The organism is Pseudarthrobacter kochi (genome assembly GCF_055412805.1).
The window spans coordinates 112,001-128,797 of record NZ_JBVAYV010000006.1 but is presented as its reverse complement, the minus strand read 5'-3'; the positions used below and the strand labels follow the sequence as shown (position 1 = coordinate 128,797).

The window sequence follows — 16,797 nt, the reverse complement described above, 5'->3', positions numbered from 1 at the left end:
CTATGCGTCCTTCCGTGCAGCGGCGAGGGCGCCCTCGACGTCGGCCAGCAGTTCCTTCCAGCTGGCCACGAACTTGTCGAGGCCTTCGGACTCGAGCACCGTGACAACCTCGTTGTAGGAGATGCCGAGGGCATCGAGCGCGTTCAGGGTGGCGTTGGCGTCGTCATAGCCGCGGCTGATCGTGTTGCCCGTGACGGTGCCGTGGTCGAACGTCGCGTCGAGGGTCTTCTCCGGCATGGTGTTCACGACGCCGGGGGCGACGAGTTCCGTGACGTACAGGGTGTCCGGGTAGGCCGGGTCCTTGACGCCGGTGGAGGCCCACAGCGGACGCTGCGGGAGGGCTCCGGCGTCGGCCAGGAGGGCCCAGCGCTCGGTGGAGAAGAGCTCCTCGTAGACCTGGTAGGCGAGGCGGGCGTTCGCCAGGCCGGCTTTGCCCTTGAGGGCCCGTGCCTCGTCGGTGCCGATCGCGTCGAGGCGCTTGTCGATTTCGGAGTCCACGCGGGAGACGAAGAAGGACGCCACCGAATGGATCCTGGCGAGGTCGTGGCCGTTCTCCTTGGCCTGCTCCAGGCCGCTCTGGAAGGCGTTGATGACGGCGCGGTAGCGCTCCAGCGAGAAGATCAGGGTGACGTTGACGCTGATCCCGGCCGCCACGGTGGCGGTGATGGCTTCCAGGCCCTCGAGGGTGGCGGGGATCTTGATCAGGACGTTGTCCTTGTTGACCTTGGCGTGGAGTTCCTTGGCCTCGGTGATGGTGCCGGCGGTGTCCCAGGCGAGGCGGGGGTCAACCTCGATCGAGACGCGCCCGTCGACACCCTTGGTGGCTGCGGCCACCGGGGCGAAGAGGTCGCAGGCATCGGCGACGTCGGTCGTGGTGATGGCGAAGACAGTCTCCTCGACGCTGGCGCCGGCTGCCGCCTGGGCTGCGATGACGGCGTCGTAGTCGTGGCCGGTGGTGATGGCCGCGTGGAAGATGCTGGGGTTCGTGGTGACACCGACAACGTTCTTCTCTTCGATCAGCGTGCGCAGCGTGCCGGTGTCGAGGCGGCCACGGGACAGGTCATCGAGCCAGATGGAGACGCCGGCGTCGGACAGCTGCTGCGTGGGGGTCGTGTTCATGTGTCACTCCTGAAGTCTGGGGCCGCCGCCGTCAGATGGGCGGCGGCCCGGAAAGCGTGAAGTTGGGGTCAGGCCGTGGGGCCGGCGAGGGATTCCTTGGCTGCGGCGGCAACGGCCTCCGCGGTGATGCCGAACTCCTGGAACAGGCGCTTGTAGTCCGCCGAGGCGCCGAAGTGCTCGAGGCTGATGGAACGGCCTGCGTCGCCGACGAATTCCTTCCAGCCCAGGGCGAGGCCGGCTTCGACGGACACCCGTGCCTTGACGGCGGCCGGGAGCACCGCTTCGCGGTAAGCGGCGTCCTGCTTGTTGAACCACTCCACGCACGGCATGGAAACGACGCGGGTGGGGATGCCCTCGGCCTGAAGTGCTTCGCGGGCGTTCACGGCAAGCTGGACCTCCGAGCCGGTGCCGATCAGGATGACCTGCGCCTCGGCGGTCCGTCCGTTGGCCGACGCTTCGGCCAGGACGTAGCCGCCCTTGGCCACGCCGGCGGTGGAACCAAAGGTGTCACCTTCAGCCTCGGACGTGCCGCGGGCATAGGTGGGGATGTTCTGGCGGGTCAGCACAATGCCGGCCGGGTTCTCGTGGTTCTCGAGCATAACCTTCCAGGCGGCCGCGACCTCGTTGGCGTCGCCCGGGCGGACGACATCCAGGCCCGGGATGGCGCGGAGCGAGGCAAGCTGCTCCACCGGCTGGTGGGTCGGTCCGTCTTCGCCGAGCCCGATCGAGTCGTGCGTCCAGACGTACAGCGACGGGACCCCCATGAGCGCGCCGAGGCGGATTGCCGGGCGCTGGTAGTCGCTGAAGATCAGGAAGGTGCCGGAGAAGGCGCGGGTGCGGCCGTGCAGGCTGATGCCGTTGACGATCGACGCGGCGGCGTGTTCGCGGATGCCGAAGTGCAGCACGCGGCCGTAGGGGTTGCCCTTCCAGGCCGCCGTGGAGCGGGAGGCCGGGATGAACGACGGCGAACCCTCGATCGTGGTGTTGTTGGACTCGGCGAGGTCGGCCGAACCGCCCCACAGCTCCGGCATCACCGGGCCGATCGCGTTCAGGACCTTGCCGGAGGCAGCGCGGGTCGAAACGTCCTTGCCGGCCTCGAACACCGGAAGTGCGGCGTCGAGCTCGGCCGGCAGCTTGCGGGCTTCGACGCGTTCGAGCAGGGCCGCGGCCTCCGGATTCCCGGACTGCCAAGCCTCGAAGGATGCCTGCCATTGTGTGCGGGCGGCGGCGCCGCGGTCCACAGCCTCACGGGCGTGGGCCAGGACGTCGTCGTCGACCTGGAAGGAGCGCTCCGGGTCGAACCCGAGGACCTTCTTCAGTGCGGCGACTTCCTCGGCGCCGAGGGCGGAGCCGTGGATCTTCCCGGTGTTCATCTTCTTGGGGGCCGGGTAGCCGATGATCGTGCGCAGCGAGATGATCGAGGGCTTGCCCGTCTCGGCCTTGGCGGCGAGGAGCGCGGCGTGGAGTTCCTGGACGTCCTCCTTGTATTCGCCGGTGCGGGTCCAGTCGACGCGCTGGGTGTGCCAGCCGTAGGCTTCGTACCGCTTCAGGACATCCTCGGTGAAGGCGATGTCGGTGTCGTCCTCGATCGAGATGTGGTTCTCGTCGTAGATCACTACGAGGTTGCCGAGCTCCTGGTGCCCGGCGAGCGAGGAGGCCTCGGACGTCACGCCCTCCTGGAGGTCGCCGTCGGAGGCGATGACCCAGATGGTGTGGTCGAACGGGCTGGTGCCGGGGGCGGCGTCGGCGTCGAACAGGCCGCGTTGGCGGCGCTGGGAGTAGGCGAAACCGACAGCCGAGGCCAGGCCCTGGCCCAGCGGGCCGGTGGTGATCTCCACGCCGGCGGTGTGCTTGTACTCCGGGTGGCCCGGGGTCAGAGAACCCCAGGTGCGCAGCGCCTCAAGGTCCTTCAGTTCCAGGCCGTAGCCGGAGAGGAAGAGCTGGATGTACAGCGTCAGGGAGGTGTGGCCGGGCGAGAGGACAAAACGGTCGCGCCCCAGCCAGTCAGGGTTCTTCGGGTCGTGCCGCATCAGCTTCTGGAAGAGAAGGTAAGCGGCCGGAGCCAGGCTCATGGCGGTGCCGGGATGGCCGTTACCGACCTTCTCCACAGCGTCGGCGGCAAGGACACGGATGGTGTCCACGGCGCGCTGGTCCAAGCTGGTCCATGACAGTTCTTGCTCTTCCAAATGTGGCACGAAAACCGGGCCCCTCTCTGTGCTGACGGCGGGTGGTATGGTCAGTCCCGCCCGGGGCACAGTTCGGTGCCCGCTGCGGTACGTACCAGCCGTTCACCATCGAAACGTTGATCTATCATTCAGCCGCGCGTGCGAAGGAACATCTGCGGAAACTGCGGACAGACACTTCAAACTTTGGGACGGCCCTTTTGGCCGTGCCGGTGCGCGCTGATCTGCAGACAGCTTAGCCCCATTCCACTGGGCGGGCGCTGTATATCTCACCAAATGGACCGGATTTTCGCTTATATGAATCACCGGCGTCCGCGGCGGCTGTGAGCCCGCGTTAATCTGTTCGAATCACGGGGGACCGACGGCGGCATGCACCGGACCCGCCCGCCTGTGCCTGCACGGTATGATGGGTGGTGGCTACCAACGGGGGCGGGACACGCCTGTGCGCTGCGCGTGACCCCTCCGATATGCAACCCGCGTTGGGTCAGAAGCCGGAATGAACAGCCAGACAGAACAGAGTGACTGCCACCGTGAGCACAACAGATACGCCGCTGAACGCCCCTCCCCTCCGCGGAAGAGTCGGCTTCGCCCGCAAAGCCAAGGCCTATCTGGCGCTTACCAAACCCCGCGTCATCGAACTCCTGCTGGTCAGCACCCTGCCGACCATGATCTATGCGGAACGCGGCTTCCCGTCGATCGGCCTCATCGTGGCAACCCTCGTGGGCGGCGCCTTTGCCGCCGGCAGCGCAGGCTCCTTCAACTGCTATCTCGACCGCGACATCGACAAGCTCATGCAACGCACCGAGAACCGGCCCCTCGTCACGGGTGAGGTCACCCCGCGCGAGGCCCTGGTCTTCTCCTGGCTCCTCGGCGCGGCAGCGATCGCGATCCTCTGGTTCGGGGCCAACCCGCTCGCAGCCTGGCTGGGCGTGGGCGCAATTGTCTTCTACGTGGTCATCTACACGATGATCCTCAAGCGCCGCACGGCCCAGAACATCGTCTGGGGCGGGGCCGCCGGCTGCTTCCCCGTGCTGATTGCGTGGGCCGCCGTCACCAACACGGTGGAGTGGCCCGCCGTCGTGCTCTTTATGGTCATCTTCCTGTGGACCCCGCCGCACTACTGGCCGCTGTCCATGCGCTACGGCGAGGACTACCGCAACGCCAATGTCCCGATGCTCGGCGCGATCGCCGGGGCCAAGGTGGTCTCGGTCCAGGTGGTCCTCTACGCGTGGGCCATGGTGGTGTGCTCGCTGCTGCTGGTGCCGGCCGGCGGGGCCGGCTGGGTCTACACCGTCACCGCGGTGCTCGCCGGAGCGTGGTTCCTCTACGAATCCCACGCGCTGTACAGCCGGGCGCAGGCCGGCGACGTGTCCAACAAGGGCGCCATGAAAGTCTTCCACGGCTCCATCAGCTACCTGACCCTGCTCTTCATCGCCCTCGCCGTCGATCCGTTCGTCGGCTCGGCCATCATGGGCGGCTAGTTACATACCCCCCACTGCACTCCGCAACAACAACGCGGGGTCACCTGCCGCCCCTTCCGGTGCTCCGGATAGGCGCCAGGTGACCCCGCGTTGTTTGTTCGGGCCCTACTTCGACCCTGTCTTCAACCCCGCTACTTGACCGGGCTGCTGCGGGCGAGGTCTGCGGCATTGGTGGCCGCGCTCATCAGCAAGGCTGAGCCGAGCATGTGCGCGGCGACCAGGAGCGCCGGGATACCGTTGTAATACTGCGTGAAACCGATGACGGCCTGCAGCACGGTGACGCCCAGGAGCAGAAAGACGGCGGTGCGGAACGGGCCGGGAACCCGGTCACGGAGGACAAGGTACAGCGCGAACAGCGCCCCGGCGGTCACCAGGTAGGCCGGAACGGCGTGGATGTGCGAGAACAGGTCCCAGTCCAGGTCGTTACGCGGGGCGTCGGCGTCGCCCGCGTGCGGGCCCGCACCCGTCACCACCACACCGAGGCAGACTGCCACGGCGGAAAACAGCGCGACGGCGGTCATGAGCAGACGTGCGATGACCGGCAGGGCCGCCAGTTCAGCCGTCCGGAACCTCCCTGTCCGCCCGTAAGCGCGGTTGACCAGCAGCGTGGCCACGACCACGAGGGCCATCGAAACCAGGAAGTGCAGCCCCACCACCCAGGGGTTCAGCTGGGTCAGCACGGTGATGCCGCCGATGACGGCCTGCGCCGGGATGCTGGCGAGCAGGCCCAGGGCCAGCAGGAAGAGGTCGCGGCGTTCCTTGCGGAGATTCCACAGATACACCAGCATCGCGACGGCGACCGCCGCCAGCGCGAAGGTGAGGAGCCGGTTGCCGAATTCGATGATGCCGTGGATCCCCATTTCCGGGGTGTTCACGAGCGATGAATCCGTGCAGCGCGGCCACGTCGGGCAGCCCAGGCCCGAGGCGGTGAGGCGGACGGCGCCGCCGGTCACGATCAGGAGGGTCTGGCCGACCAGGGAGAGCACCGCCAGCCGCTGGACCGTCTTGTTGACGGTGACGGGCAGCCAGGCGATGTTCCGGGAAGCGGTCCGGGGAGGGCGGGAAGCCGTGCTCACAGTTTTCTCAATTCCATTTGAACCAACGGGTTGCTGCGCCGCCGGCGATGGCCGTCCAGAGCAGCAGGACAAGTACCGGGACGGGGTTGACGCTGCCGGACAGGAACGCTTCCCTCAGCGACTGTCCCAGGGCGCCGGAGGGGAGGTAGTGCACGATCGCCTGCAGCAGGGCGGGAAGCCGTTCAGCCGGGATCACGATCCCGCCGAGGGCACCCAGCAGGATCCAGAGCAGGTTGGTGATGGCCAGGGTCGCTTCCGGCCGCACGGTCCCCGCGACGAGCAGGCCCAGTGCGGTAAACGCCGCGGCGCCGAGCACCAGAACGGCCAGTCCGGGGACCCAGCCGAGCGGATTCGGCTGCCAGCCCAGCATCAGGGCAACAGCCGTGACCACCAGGACCTGCAGGGCGAGGACCGCGAGGACGGCAAGGACCTTTCCGGCGATCAGCCCGGTGCGGCCCAGGGGAGTGGTGGACAGGAAACGCAGGACCCCATAGCGGCGGTCAAACCCGGTGGAGATGCCCTGGCCGGTGAAGGCCGTGGACATGGCACACAGTGCGAGAATGCCCGGCACGGCAACATTGATCCGGCCCGCGCCGAAACCGTCCAGGAGGGGGGTGACCGTGAGGCCCACCATGGCCAGCAGCGGCAGCACGATCGCCAGGATCAGCTGTTCGCCGTTCCGGAGCATGGTGATGGTCTCGTACTTGCCCTGCAGCACAATGCGGCGCAGCAGCGGCGCCGGGGGGCTCCCGAGGGGGCGGGCCGGCGGGGCGCTGCCCAGCGGCGCGCTCCCCAGTGCGGCACTGTCGCGGGTCATCGGATTTCCCTTCCGGAGATGTCGAGGAAGACGTCCTCAAGGCTGCGGGCCTCAAGGCTCAGCGAGCGGGGCATGATGCCCCGGGCTGCCCACCAGGCGGTGATCGCCGCGAGGTCGGCCGCGGTGAGCGCCCCGGTGGCGGCGTAGCTGCCGGCCCGCGCTTCGGTGATGTTGACGCCGTCAGGCAGTACCCCGGTGAAATCCAGCCCGGGGTCGGTCTCGAACAGCAGGGTGCGGATGTGCTGCTCTCCGGCGTCCGGTGGCAGGGGGTGCTGCAGGAGCTGCGCGACGGTGCCCTCGGCGACATTGCGGCCGGCGTCGATGATGTAGACGTAGTCCGCGAGGCGCTGGGCGTCATCCATGAGGTGGGTGGTGAGGATGATCCCCATCCCGCGGTTCCGGAGTTCGGAAATGAGCTCGAACACGAGTTGGCGCGACTGCGGGTCCAGGCCGGCGCTGGGCTCGTCCAGGAACAGCACCTCGGGGTTGCCCACGAGCGCGGCCGCAAGCGCGAGCCGCTGTTTCTGCCCGCCGGAGAGCCGCCGGACCGAGGTCCTGCTGAAAGAGTCGATGCCGAGGCGTTCAATGAGTTCGTCAACCGGCCACGGGTCCTGGTACATGCCGGCAATATGCTTGAGCAGGGGGATGGGACGGGCCGACGGCGGCAGTCCGCCGTCCTGGAGCATCACCCCGACGCGGGCGCGCAGTCCTGCCCCCGCAGTGTCCGGGTCTTCGCCCAGGAGGCTGATGCTGCCGTGGGTGCGTTTCTGCAGTCCCTGGGCGCATTCGATGGTGGTGGTTTTGCCCGCGCCGTTGGCCCCCAGCAGGGCCGTGACCTGACCACGTTCGGCAACGAGGGAAAGCCCGCTGACCACCCGCAGCATTTTGCCGTCGAGGGTGGGCAGTGGACCAACATCCTTGACTAGCCCGCTGATGGACAGGACGGGGGATTCGGGGGATCGCACCACAGCATTCTACGGGATGTAGTACGTCCCGTTCCGGCCCGTCGCCGCCTCCGGGCCGCAGGCTGCACGTTGGGGGGGGCGTGGACGCGGCCTGAGGATAGTCATGCCTTACTGGATCAGGGGACTAAATTACGACATGATTGTGTTGTGTATTCCATGAGCCCCTCTCCTTCTGTCGCCCTCGCCGGCGGCCGCCCGCGCACGGCCCCAGCCGTTGCGTCCGGGCCGGTGGGTTCCGTGGCCGCCCAAGCAGTAGCCGCCTTCCCGGCGGTCGACGCCGAGGACCGCACCCGGGACCGCGTGCTGAACGCAGTCCTGGAACATGGCCCCATCAGTGCCTCGGAACTCGGCGACATGCTTGGTTTCACACCTGCCGCGGTCCGGCGGCACCTGGACCACCTCTCCCGCGATGGCGTGATCGAGGTGAAGCGGGCAGCCCGTGCCGGTGCCGGTGCCGGTCGTCCCGCACGCCGCTATGTCCTCAGCTCCCAGGGCCAGTCCACGCTCGGCAACGATTATCTGGACATCGCCACCCTGGCGCTGCAGCGCCTGGGCGAAATGGCCGGCCCCGACGCCGTGCGGCAGTTCGCCGTCGAGCGCTTCGGCGACATGGAACGCCGCTACGCCCCGGAGATCGACGCCGCCGGCCCGGATATCACCGCCCGGGCACAGGCGCTCTCAGAGGCGCTGAGCCGCGACGGGTTCGTGGCCTCCACGGCATCCATCGAGGCCAAGGCACCCCTGCCGGCTGCGCTCTCCAGCGTCCAGCTCTGCCAGGGACACTGCCCCATCCAGCAGCTGGCCGCGCAGTTCCCTGTGTTCTGCGACGTGGAGACCGACGTGTTCTCCCGGCTGGTCGGCGTCGACGTCCGCCGGTTGTCCACGCTGGCACGCGGCGGCCACGTCTGCACCACCCACATACCTACAGGCCGTCCGGCGGCCAGGGGGCCTCACAGCCCCGCAACGACCCCGGGCAACCTGGACGAAGAATCCAACCATCTGCAAGAAAGGCCGTGATGACGGACCAACTATCAGAGAAGAAGGTTGCTGAATCCACTGTGATTTCGGAGATCCTGGAAAAGAATCCCGAGCTCCACGGAATCGGAACCTATGAGTACGGCTGGTCCGACAAGAATGACGTCGGGGCCAACGCCCGCCGCGGCATCAACGAGGACGTCGTCCGCGACATTTCGGCGAAGAAGAACGAGCCGGAGTGGATGCTGGACCTGCGCCTGAAGGGTCTGAAGTACTTCGACCGCAAGCCGATGCCGACCTGGGGCGCTGACCTCTCCGGCATCGACTTCGACAACATCAAGTACTTCGTGCGGTCCACGGAGAAGCAGGCCAACACCTGGGAAGACCTCCCCGAGGACATCCGGAACACCTACGAGAAGCTGGGCATCCCGGAAGCCGAGCGCAGCCGCCTCGTTTCCGGTGTCGCAGCCCAGTACGAGTCCGAGGTGGTCTACCACCAGATCCGCGAGGACCTGGAACAGCAGGGCGTCATCTTCCTGGACACCGACACCGCGCTGCGCGAGCACCCGGAGATCTTCAAGGAGTACTTCGGCACCATCATCCCGGTGGGCGACAACAAGTTTGCTTCGCTGAACACGTCCGTCTGGTCCGGCGGTTCCTTCGTATACGTGCCCAAGGGCGTCCACGTGGACATTCCCCTGCAGGCCTACTTCCGCATCAACACGGAAAACATGGGCCAGTTCGAGCGCACGCTCATCATCGCGGACGAGGACTCCTACGTCCACTACATCGAAGGCTGCACCGCGCCGATCTACACCTCGGACTCGCTGCACTCCGCCGTCGTGGAAATCATCGTGAAGAAGGGCGCCCGCGTCCGCTACACGACCATCCAGAACTGGTCCACCAACGTGTACAACCTGGTCACCAAGCGCGCCATCTGCGAAGAAAACGCGACGATGGAGTGGATCGATGGGAACATCGGCTCCAAGGTCACCATGAAGTACCCGGCCGTCTACCTCGTCGGCGAGGGCGCCAAGGGCGAGACCCTGTCCATCGCGTTTGCCGGCGAAGGCCAGCACCAGGACACCGGCTCCAAGATGGTCCACATCGCGCCGAACACCAAGAGCTCGATCGTGTCCAAGTCCGTGGCCCGCGGCGGCGGCCGTGCCGCCTACCGCGGCCTCGTCCAGGTCCGCGAAGGCGCCAAGCACTCGGCCAACACGGTCCGCTGTGACGCGCTCCTGGTGGACACCATCAGCCGTTCGGACACCTACCCGTACATCGACATCCGCGAGGACGACGTGACCATGGGGCATGAGGCCACGGTTTCGCGTGTCAGCGAAGAACAGCTGTTCTACCTGATGTCCCGCGGCATGCGCGAAGACGAGGCCATGGCGATGATCGTCCGCGGCTTCATCGAGCCGATTGCCCGTGAGTTGCCGATGGAATACGCCCTCGAGCTGAACCGCCTGATTGAACTGCAGATGGAAGGATCGGTCGGTTAATGACTGACATCACTACTGAAAAGGCCCGCATTGGCGCGCCCTCAGCCCAGCCGTTCATCAACGGTTTCACTGAAGAAGGCGAAAGCCTGTCACCGCTGAACTCCGCGGAGTCCAAGTCACCGCTGGCCGGCGAGGCCGTCAAGCGACACTCGCACGGCGGCGGCGTCGGCATTCCGGACAGCTCACGCGCCGGGCGCCTGACCTCCTACAAACTGGCGGACTTCAAGCCGTTGACCGGCATGGAGGAGGACTGGCGGTTCACCCCGCTCAAGCGCCTCCGCGGCCTGCATACCGCTGTCCTCAACGGTGCCGCGCCGTCCGTCAGCGTCACCGCCCCGGACAGCGTCATCGTCGAGACCGTCGGCCGTGACGACCGCCGGATCGGCTCCGCCGCGATCCCCGAGGACCGCGTCTCGGCGAATGCCTGGGAGAACTTCACCGAAGCCACCATCATCACGGTTCCGGCTGAAGTCCAGGTGGACGGCGAGGTCAGCGTCCTGCTGACCGGCCAGGGTACCGAGGCGTCCGCGCAGCACGTTGTGATCGTCGCGGAAAAGTTCTCCAAGGCCGTCGTGGTCCTGGACCACCAGGGCACCGCCGTCGTCTCGGAGAACATCGAGATCCTCGTCGAGGACGGCGCACAGCTCACCGTCATCTCGCTCCAGGAATGGAACGACGACGCCGTGCACGCCTCCTCCCAGCAGGCGAAGCTTGGCCGCGACGCCAAGTTCAAGCACATCGTCGTCAGCCTTGGCGGGGACCTGGTGCGCGTGACGCCGTCGGCCCGCTTCACCGCCCCCGGCGCTGAAGTGGAACTGTTCGGCCTGTACTTCGCCGACGCCGGCCAGCACCTGGAACAGCGGCTCTTCGTGGACCACGCCGTCCCCAACTGCAAGTCCAACGTGCTCTACAAGGGCGCCCTGCAGGGCCGCAACGCGCACACCGTGTGGGTAGGTGACGTCCTGATCCGCAAGGAGGCCGAGGGCACCGACACCTACGAGGCCAACCGCAACCTGGTCCTCACCGACGGCGCCCGCGCCGACTCCGTGCCGAACCTTGAGATCGAGACCGGCCTGATCGCCGGCGCCGGCCACGCCAGCGCCACCGGACGGTTCGATGACCAGCACCTGTTCTACCTGATGGCCCGCGGCATTCCGGAAGAGGTGGCCCGCCGTCTGGTGGTCCGTGGCTTCCTGAACGAGATCATCCAGCAGATCAAGGTTCCGGCCATTGAGGAGCGCCTCACGGACGCCGTCGAGCGCGAACTCGCGGCAACGAACCACTAGTGCGAAGCAATGGAGAACGCAGCACTGGAGAACAGAACACGGAAACATCAATGACTGAACAGCCAAGAGGCGAGCTCGTCTGCAACGCCAGTGAGATCCAACTCAAGCAGGCGCTGCGGATCCTGGTCGACGACTATCCCGTCGCGATCGTGAAGGATTCGATGGGGGAGATCCACGCCATCGGTGACACCTGCTCCCACGCTGACATCTCCCTCTCGGAGGGCGAGGTGGAAGGCTGCAGGATCGAGTGCTGGGGCCACGGCTCCCAGTTCGACCTGCGCAGCGGTGAGCCGCTCCAGCTGCCGGCCTATGATCCTGTTCCTGTCTTTGCTGTCACCGTCCTGGACGACGAGGTCTACGTGGACTTCACCAACGTCCTGAACGGCGCCGAGGCCCCGAACTTCAGCTAGCTGCCCGCAGCCGGCACCCCGCACCACAGAATATATCGACAAGAATTCGACAAGAAACCGCATAGTGCCGGAGGGCACCGTGCAGAGGAGAACAAGGCACATGTCTACTCTTGAGATCAAGGACCTGCACGTCAGCATTGACACCGAGCAGGGCACGAAGGAAATCCTGAAGGGCGTCAGCCTGACCATCCGCACGGGCGAGACCCACGCGATCATGGGCCCGAACGGTTCCGGCAAGTCCACCCTGGCGTCCACCATCGCCGGGCACCCGCGCTACAACGTCACCTCCGGCACTATCACGCTGGACGGCGAGGACGTCCTCGCGATGACCGTCGACGAGCGCGCCCGCGCCGGCCTGTTCCTGGCCATGCAGTACCCGGTCGAGGTTCCCGGCGTCAGCATGACGAACTTCCTGCGGACCGCCAAGACGGCCATCGACGGCGAAGCACCCAAGCTGCGCACCTGGACCAAGGACGTCAAGGCTGCCATGGCGCAGCTGCGCATCGACGCCGACTTCACCCAGCGCAACGTCAACGAGGGTTTCTCCGGCGGCGAGAAGAAGCGCGTTGAGATCCTCCAGCTGGAACTCTTCAAGCCGAAGTTCGCCATCCTGGACGAGACCGACTCCGGCCTCGACGTCGACGCACTCAAGGTTGTCTCGGAGGGCGTCAACCGCGCCCACGCCGAAGGCAAAATGGGCACCCTGCTCATCACGCACTACACCCGGATCCTGCGCTACATCAAGCCGGAATTCGTGCACGTCTTTGTTGACGGCCAGGTTGTGGAAGAGGGCGGCCCGGAGCTCGCCGACCGCCTCGAAGAAGAAGGCTACGACCGCTACGCCACCGGCGCAGGGGCAGCCACCATCGCTGCCGCTTCCGCTGCAGCACAGGCCTAGTGAGGACATAATGACCGAACTCAATGTGGCCCGCACGGGCCTCGAGGATGTCGAAGAGGCACTCAAGGATGTGATCGACCCCGAACTGGGCGTGAACATCGTTGACCTGGGCCTGCTGTACGGCCTGAAGTACTCGGACGACGACGGCGCCCTGCTGATCGACATGACGCTCACCACCGCTGCCTGCCCGCTCACCGACGTGATCGAGGAGCAGGTCGGCAAGGCCCTGGACGGGGTCGTCGACGAATGGCGCCTCAACTGGGTGTGGATGCCGCCGTGGGGTCCGGAACGGATCACCGAAGACGGCCGCGACCAGATGCGCGCCCTCGGCTTCAACATCTAAGACCGCACCGCCGCCCCGGACGGCAATATACGACGACGGCGGGTCCACCTCCCAAGGTGGGCCCGCCGTCGTCGTTCCATCGATTGCTCCGTAACGGCCCTTTAGGAACCCCTAAACGGCCGTTACGGAGCAGCGGATGAGGTTAGGGGGCTACGGGGTGGCGACGCCGAATGTGTCGCACTGGTTGATGTCCCCGGTCTTGTAGCCCTGGTAGAACCATTTCTGGCGCTGGGCGCTGGAACCGTGGGTCCAGGCCTCCGGGGACACCCTGCCGGTCGCGGCTTTCTGGATCCGGTCATCGCCCACGGCCGAGGCGGCGGAGAGGGCATCCTGCAGGTCCTGTTCCTTCAGCGGCTCAAGGAACGGGACCCCGGTGCTGGGATCCTGCTGGGTCGTGGCGTAGCGGACCCACAGGCCGGCGTAGCAGTCAGCCTGCAGTTCCACCCGGACCGCCCCGGATTCGGGCCCCTGGGGGTCCTGCTGGGCGCGGTCCAGGTTCCCGAGGACGTTCTGGATATGGTGGCCGAACTCGTGGGCCACCACGTACTCCTGCGCCAGCGGCCCGCCGGAGGAGCCGAACCGGTCCACAAGTTCCTGGAAGAACCCCGGGTCAAAGTACGCGGTGGTGTCCGCGGGGCAGTAGAACGGTCCCACGTCCGACGTCGCCGCGCCGCAGCCGGTGTTGGTGGCCGCATCGAAAATCACCGTCTTCGGCTGTGGATACTTCGTGTCGTACTGGGCCAGGTAGGCGGGCCAGAAGGCGTTCAGGCTGTTGACGGTGCCGGTGATGCGGCAGTCGAGCCGGGCATCGGCGTCGGCCCCGGTCTTGCAGGCCGGTGCGGTGCTCTGGCTCTGCGAGCCGGCGTCCTGCGTGGTGCCGCCGAGGCCTTCCAGGAGGGAGGGATTGATGCCGAGCAGCGCCGCGATCAGCAGGATGATGCCGCCGCCAATCCCGCCGCCGACTTTGACGCCGCGGCCCATGCCGCGCCGGTCCTGGACCTGGGAAGGGTCCAGCTGGACGTTGTCATTGAAACTCATGGAGTCACAATATCGTGTACCGGCTGCGCGGCCGCCCGCGGCCGGTAAAGTTGATCTGATGCCTTTCCTCGACAGACTCCAGCGCTGGGCCGACGAGCGCCCCGACGGTACTGCCGTCGTCGTGGCCGGGCAGCGCCTGAGCTGGGAGCAACTGCGCGACATGGCCGCCGGGCTGGTGACCGGCCCGGCCGCGGTGACCGTGCTGTCTGAGGGGAACTCGCTGCACTTCGCCGCCGCGTTCGCCGCCGCCGTCGCGGGGGAGCGGCAATGCGCCGTGCTGGACCCGACATGGCCGCAGCATCTGCAGGACGGGATCAGGGACCGGATCCGTGAGGCAGCCCCCGGCCCGGAAGCCGCCGCGTCGGAGCTTGCCACCGCGTCGGACCTTGCCGACGGGAGCCCGGACACGCCGTTCCTGATCGGCCTGACCTCGGGCACCACGGCTGTCCCGAAAGCCTTCAGCCGCTCCCGCCGGTCCTGGCAGCTCTCCTTCGACGCGTCGGTCGAATTCTTTGGCCTGGACACGGAGGACAGGACCCTGGCGCCGGGTCCCCTCGCGGCCAGCCTGAACCTCTACGCCCTGGCCGAATGCCTGTACGCCGGCTCGGAGTTCCACACCCTGGCCCGGTTCGACGTCGGCGACGCCCACGCCGCCGTCAGCCATGACGGAATCACCCGGCTGGTCCTTGTCCCTACGATGCTCCGCATCCTCAGCGAACGGGGACTCAGCGGCGGCGTCGACGCCTCGGGCATCCGGAGCATCATCTGCGCCGGCTCAAAGCTGGACGCGCGGACCCTGGAAGCTGCCCGCCGCTGGGCACCCAACGCGACTATTTTTGAGTACTATGGCGCCTCGGAGCTCAGCTTCGTCTCCGGCGCCGGGCTCGGGCCCGGCCAGCAGCCGGACCAGGGCGGAACCGGGATCGGCACGCCGTTCCCCGGCGTCGAGGTCCGCATCCTCGACGAGCGCGGGGTTCAGCTGCCGGACGGCACTGACGGCAACATCTGTGTCCGCAGCGGAATGGTCAGCGGCGGCTACCTCTGGGGTGACGACGGCCAGGCCCTGCAGAGTTTCGATGGCTGGCACACGGTGGGGGACCAGGGCTACCTCGACGGCGGGACGCTGCACATGCTGGGCCGCCGCTCGGACATGATCATCACCGCCGGCACCAACGTCTACCCGCATGAAGTGGAGCTGGCTTTGGCCTCCGTTCCCGGCGTGGCCGCCGCCGTGGCGGCCGGTCCCACAGATGATCTCCGCGGCCAGAAGGTGGTCGCTGGCGTCGTCCCGTCGCACGGCGGAATCACGGCCACCCAACTGAAGGCGGGCATCGAGGACGTGCTGGCCCGCAACAAGCGGCCGCTGGAGTACTTCGCCCTGTCCGAGCTTCCCCTGACGGACCGCGGCAAGCTCAGCCGGGAACTGATGCTCGACTGGATCACCCGCAACGACCCCCGTATCCGGCGCCTTGCCTGAGACTCCATCGCGGATGCTTCCCGACGACCGGCAGCCCGTCATCATCGCTGCCTTGCGTACCCCGGTCTGCCGCGCCAACGGCGTCCTGAAGACCGTCCGCGCCCATGAACTGCTGGCCCCCGTGCTCCGCCGCCTGCTCAGCGACACCAACGTGGCCCCGGACATGGTGGCGGACGTTGTGATCGGCAATGCCGTGGGCGGCGGCGGGAACGTGGCCCGGCTTGCGGCCCTCGACGCCGGCCTGCCGGTCAGCGTTCCCGGCCTCACGGTGGACCGGCAGTGCGGGTCCGGGCTCGACGCGATCGTCCTCGCGTCCCGCCTCGTGGCCGCCGGCGGCGACGGCGTCTATCTGGCCGGCGGGGTGGAAAGCATCAGCACGGCACCGCTCCGTGCCCATCGGAGCCGCGACGGCGCCCCGGAGTTCTTTGCGCGGGCGCAGTTCGCACCGGGCCGCTATGGCGATCCGGACATGGGCGCTGCGGCAGAAAACGTGGCCTCGGAGTTCGGGGTCAGCCGGGACCGGCAGGACGCCGTTGCGCTGCGCAGCCACCAGCGGGCCCTGGCCTCCGCCGCGGCGGGGTTTTTTGACGCCGAGATTGTTGCGCTTCCCGGGGGTTCCGGAGGACCGGATGGGGCTATTACCGCCGGTTCCGACGACGGGCCGCGCCGCGGGTTGACCGCGGCGGTGCTGGCCCGGTTCCCGCCGGCGTTTGCCGCGGGCGGGACCGTCACCGCCGGAAATTCCTGCTTCGACGCTGACGGGGCGGCCGCCGTCGTGATCACCTCCGTGAAACGTGCCCGCGAGCTGGGAGCCGGTGACGGGCTCCTGGTGCGGGGCACGGACACGGCGGGTGTGGCCCCGCAGCTGCTCGGCATCGGGGCGGCGGTCGCGGCCGAACGCCTGCTGGAACGCAGTGGCGTCACTGCCGCGGAGCTGGGGCTGGTCGAGTTCAATGAGGCCTTCGCATCCCAGACAATTGCGTGCCTGGACCAGCTCGGCATCGCACCGGAACGCGTCAACCTCGACGGCGGAGCCCTGGCCCTGGGGCATGCCTACGGGGCGTCGGGCGCCGTGCTCATCACGCGGCTGCTGGCCCAGGCGCGCCGCAGCCCGGTCGAAGGACAACTGGCGCTGGCCCTGATCAGCATCGCCGGCGGAATGGGCACCGCCGCACTGCTGGAGTACCGGAGTCTGTCCTAACCGCTGCCCTCCGCCTCCTCGGG

General features: G+C 67.4%; 15 protein-coding genes. 9 read left to right on the top strand and 6 right to left on the bottom strand.

The window, feature by feature from the left end:
• Both tal and tkt read right to left on the bottom strand, forming a co-directional pair.
• On the bottom strand, window positions 1–1,119 hold the full coding sequence (gene tal, locus ACZY0Y_RS05485; RefSeq protein WP_463957036.1) for a transaldolase: 1,119 nt from the start codon (window positions 1,117–1,119) through the stop codon (window positions 1–3).
• A gap of 68 nt (window positions 1,120–1,187) precedes the next feature.
• Complete coding sequence (tkt, locus tag ACZY0Y_RS05480; RefSeq protein ID WP_463881201.1) at window positions 1,188–3,305, bottom strand: transketolase; 2,118 nt, start codon at window positions 3,303–3,305, stop codon at window positions 1,188–1,190.
• Between the two features lie 515 nt (window positions 3,306–3,820).
• Between tkt and ACZY0Y_RS05475 the strand changes: the two genes are divergently transcribed.
• On the top strand, window positions 3,821–4,783 hold the full coding sequence (locus tag ACZY0Y_RS05475; RefSeq protein WP_463957035.1) for a heme o synthase: 963 nt from the start codon (window positions 3,821–3,823) through the stop codon (window positions 4,781–4,783).
• Between the two features lie 131 nt (window positions 4,784–4,914).
• On the opposite strand, the gene ACZY0Y_RS05470 is transcribed toward ACZY0Y_RS05475, so the two are convergent.
• From ACZY0Y_RS05470 to ACZY0Y_RS05460, 3 genes are read right to left on the bottom strand one after another with little or no spacing between them, the layout of a single operon-like run.
• Entirely contained in the window at window positions 4,915–5,859 is a 945-nt protein-coding gene (locus ACZY0Y_RS05470; RefSeq protein ID WP_463957034.1) for a COX15/CtaA family protein, read from the bottom strand.
• 7 nt (window positions 5,860–5,866) lie between these two features.
• Complete coding sequence (locus tag ACZY0Y_RS05465) at window positions 5,867–6,676, bottom strand: ABC transporter permease (protein WP_463957033.1); 810 nt, start codon at window positions 6,674–6,676, stop codon at window positions 5,867–5,869.
• Window positions 6,673–7,641, bottom strand: coding sequence for an ABC transporter ATP-binding protein (locus ACZY0Y_RS05460; RefSeq protein WP_160665967.1), 969 nt, complete (start codon window positions 7,639–7,641; stop codon window positions 6,673–6,675). The genes ACZY0Y_RS05465 and ACZY0Y_RS05460 overlap by 4 nt, the downstream gene beginning before the upstream one ends.
• A 147-nt stretch (window positions 7,642–7,788) precedes the next feature.
• On the opposite strand from ACZY0Y_RS05460, the gene ACZY0Y_RS05455 reads away from it, so the two are divergent.
• The 6 genes from ACZY0Y_RS05455 (at window position 7,789) to ACZY0Y_RS05430 (ending at window position 13,058) form a co-directional block, all read left to right on the top strand.
• The gene (locus tag ACZY0Y_RS05455) at window positions 7,789–8,658 is read left to right on the top strand and encodes a helix-turn-helix transcriptional regulator (RefSeq protein ID WP_463881193.1); all 870 of its coding nucleotides are present in this window, start codon (window positions 7,789–7,791) and stop codon (window positions 8,656–8,658) included.
• Window positions 8,658–10,121 (top strand): Fe-S cluster assembly protein SufB, encoded by a 1,464-nt coding sequence (gene sufB / locus ACZY0Y_RS05450; RefSeq protein WP_354241294.1) that lies wholly within the window; start codon window positions 8,658–8,660, stop codon window positions 10,119–10,121. Before ACZY0Y_RS05455 ends, sufB begins: the two co-directional genes overlap by 1 nt.
• The gene (sufD, locus tag ACZY0Y_RS05445) at window positions 10,121–11,407 is read left to right on the top strand and encodes a Fe-S cluster assembly protein SufD (RefSeq protein WP_463957032.1); all 1,287 of its coding nucleotides are present in this window, start codon (window positions 10,121–10,123) and stop codon (window positions 11,405–11,407) included. Before sufB ends, sufD begins: the two co-directional genes overlap by 1 nt.
• 50 nt (window positions 11,408–11,457) lie before the next feature.
• Window positions 11,458–11,817 (top strand): non-heme iron oxygenase ferredoxin subunit, encoded by a 360-nt coding sequence (locus ACZY0Y_RS05440; protein WP_463881187.1) that lies wholly within the window; start codon window positions 11,458–11,460, stop codon window positions 11,815–11,817.
• A gap of 100 nt (window positions 11,818–11,917) precedes the next feature.
• Window positions 11,918–12,715 (top strand): Fe-S cluster assembly ATPase SufC, encoded by a 798-nt coding sequence (gene sufC, locus ACZY0Y_RS05435; protein ID WP_463881184.1) that lies wholly within the window; start codon window positions 11,918–11,920, stop codon window positions 12,713–12,715.
• A gap of 10 nt (window positions 12,716–12,725) precedes the next feature.
• Window positions 12,726–13,058 carry a metal-sulfur cluster assembly factor gene (locus ACZY0Y_RS05430; RefSeq protein ID WP_056434018.1) on the top strand — a complete coding sequence of 111 codons (333 nt, stop codon included), beginning with the start codon at window positions 12,726–12,728 and terminating at the stop codon, window positions 13,056–13,058.
• 150 nt (window positions 13,059–13,208) lie between these two features.
• On the opposite strand, the gene ypfJ is transcribed toward ACZY0Y_RS05430, so the two are convergent.
• Window positions 13,209–14,096 carry a KPN_02809 family neutral zinc metallopeptidase gene (gene ypfJ / locus ACZY0Y_RS05425; protein WP_463881181.1) on the bottom strand — a complete coding sequence of 296 codons (888 nt, stop codon included), beginning with the start codon at window positions 14,094–14,096 and terminating at the stop codon, window positions 13,209–13,211.
• A 58-nt stretch (window positions 14,097–14,154) separates the two neighbouring features.
• Here ypfJ and ACZY0Y_RS05420 point away from each other — a divergent pair, with 58 nt between their 5' ends.
• Together ACZY0Y_RS05420 and ACZY0Y_RS05415 are read left to right on the top strand one after the other, a co-directional pair.
• Window positions 14,155–15,573: an AMP-binding protein gene (locus ACZY0Y_RS05420; protein WP_463957031.1), complete on the top strand. Its 1,419-nt coding sequence runs from the start codon at window positions 14,155–14,157 to the stop codon at window positions 15,571–15,573.
• 13 nt (window positions 15,574–15,586) lie between these two features.
• Complete coding sequence (locus tag ACZY0Y_RS05415) at window positions 15,587–16,774, top strand: thiolase family protein (RefSeq protein ID WP_463881176.1); 1,188 nt, start codon at window positions 15,587–15,589, stop codon at window positions 16,772–16,774.
• The last annotated feature ends 23 nt before the right edge of the window (window positions 16,775–16,797 follow it).

What these genes read in the sequence shown, in the direction of transcription:
- ACZY0Y_RS05415 (WP_463881176.1), top strand. Translation starts at nt 15,587, where the DNA reads ATGCTTCCCGACGACCGGCAGCCCGTCATCATCGCTGCCTTGCGTACC.
- ACZY0Y_RS05440 (WP_463881187.1), top strand. Translation starts at nt 11,458, where the DNA reads ATGACTGAACAGCCAAGAGGCGAGCTCGTCTGCAACGCCAGTGAGATC.
- sufD (WP_463957032.1), top strand. Translation starts at nt 10,121, where the DNA reads ATGACTGACATCACTACTGAAAAGGCCCGCATTGGCGCGCCCTCAGCC.
- ypfJ (WP_463881181.1), bottom strand. Translation starts at nt 14,096, where the DNA reads ATGAGTTTCAATGACAACGTCCAGCTGGACCCTTCCCAGGTCCAGGAC.
- ACZY0Y_RS05430 (WP_056434018.1), top strand. Translation starts at nt 12,726, where the DNA reads ATGACCGAACTCAATGTGGCCCGCACGGGCCTCGAGGATGTCGAAGAG.
- ACZY0Y_RS05465 (WP_463957033.1), bottom strand. Translation starts at nt 6,676, where the DNA reads ATGACCCGCGACAGTGCCGCACTGGGGAGCGCGCCGCTGGGCAGCGCC.
- ACZY0Y_RS05420 (WP_463957031.1), top strand. Translation starts at nt 14,155, where the DNA reads ATGCCTTTCCTCGACAGACTCCAGCGCTGGGCCGACGAGCGCCCCGAC.
- tal (WP_463957036.1), bottom strand. Translation starts at nt 1,119, where the DNA reads ATGAACACGACCCCCACGCAGCAGCTGTCCGACGCCGGCGTCTCCATC.
- sufB (WP_354241294.1), top strand. Translation starts at nt 8,658, where the DNA reads ATGACGGACCAACTATCAGAGAAGAAGGTTGCTGAATCCACTGTGATT.
- sufC (WP_463881184.1), top strand. Translation starts at nt 11,918, where the DNA reads ATGTCTACTCTTGAGATCAAGGACCTGCACGTCAGCATTGACACCGAG.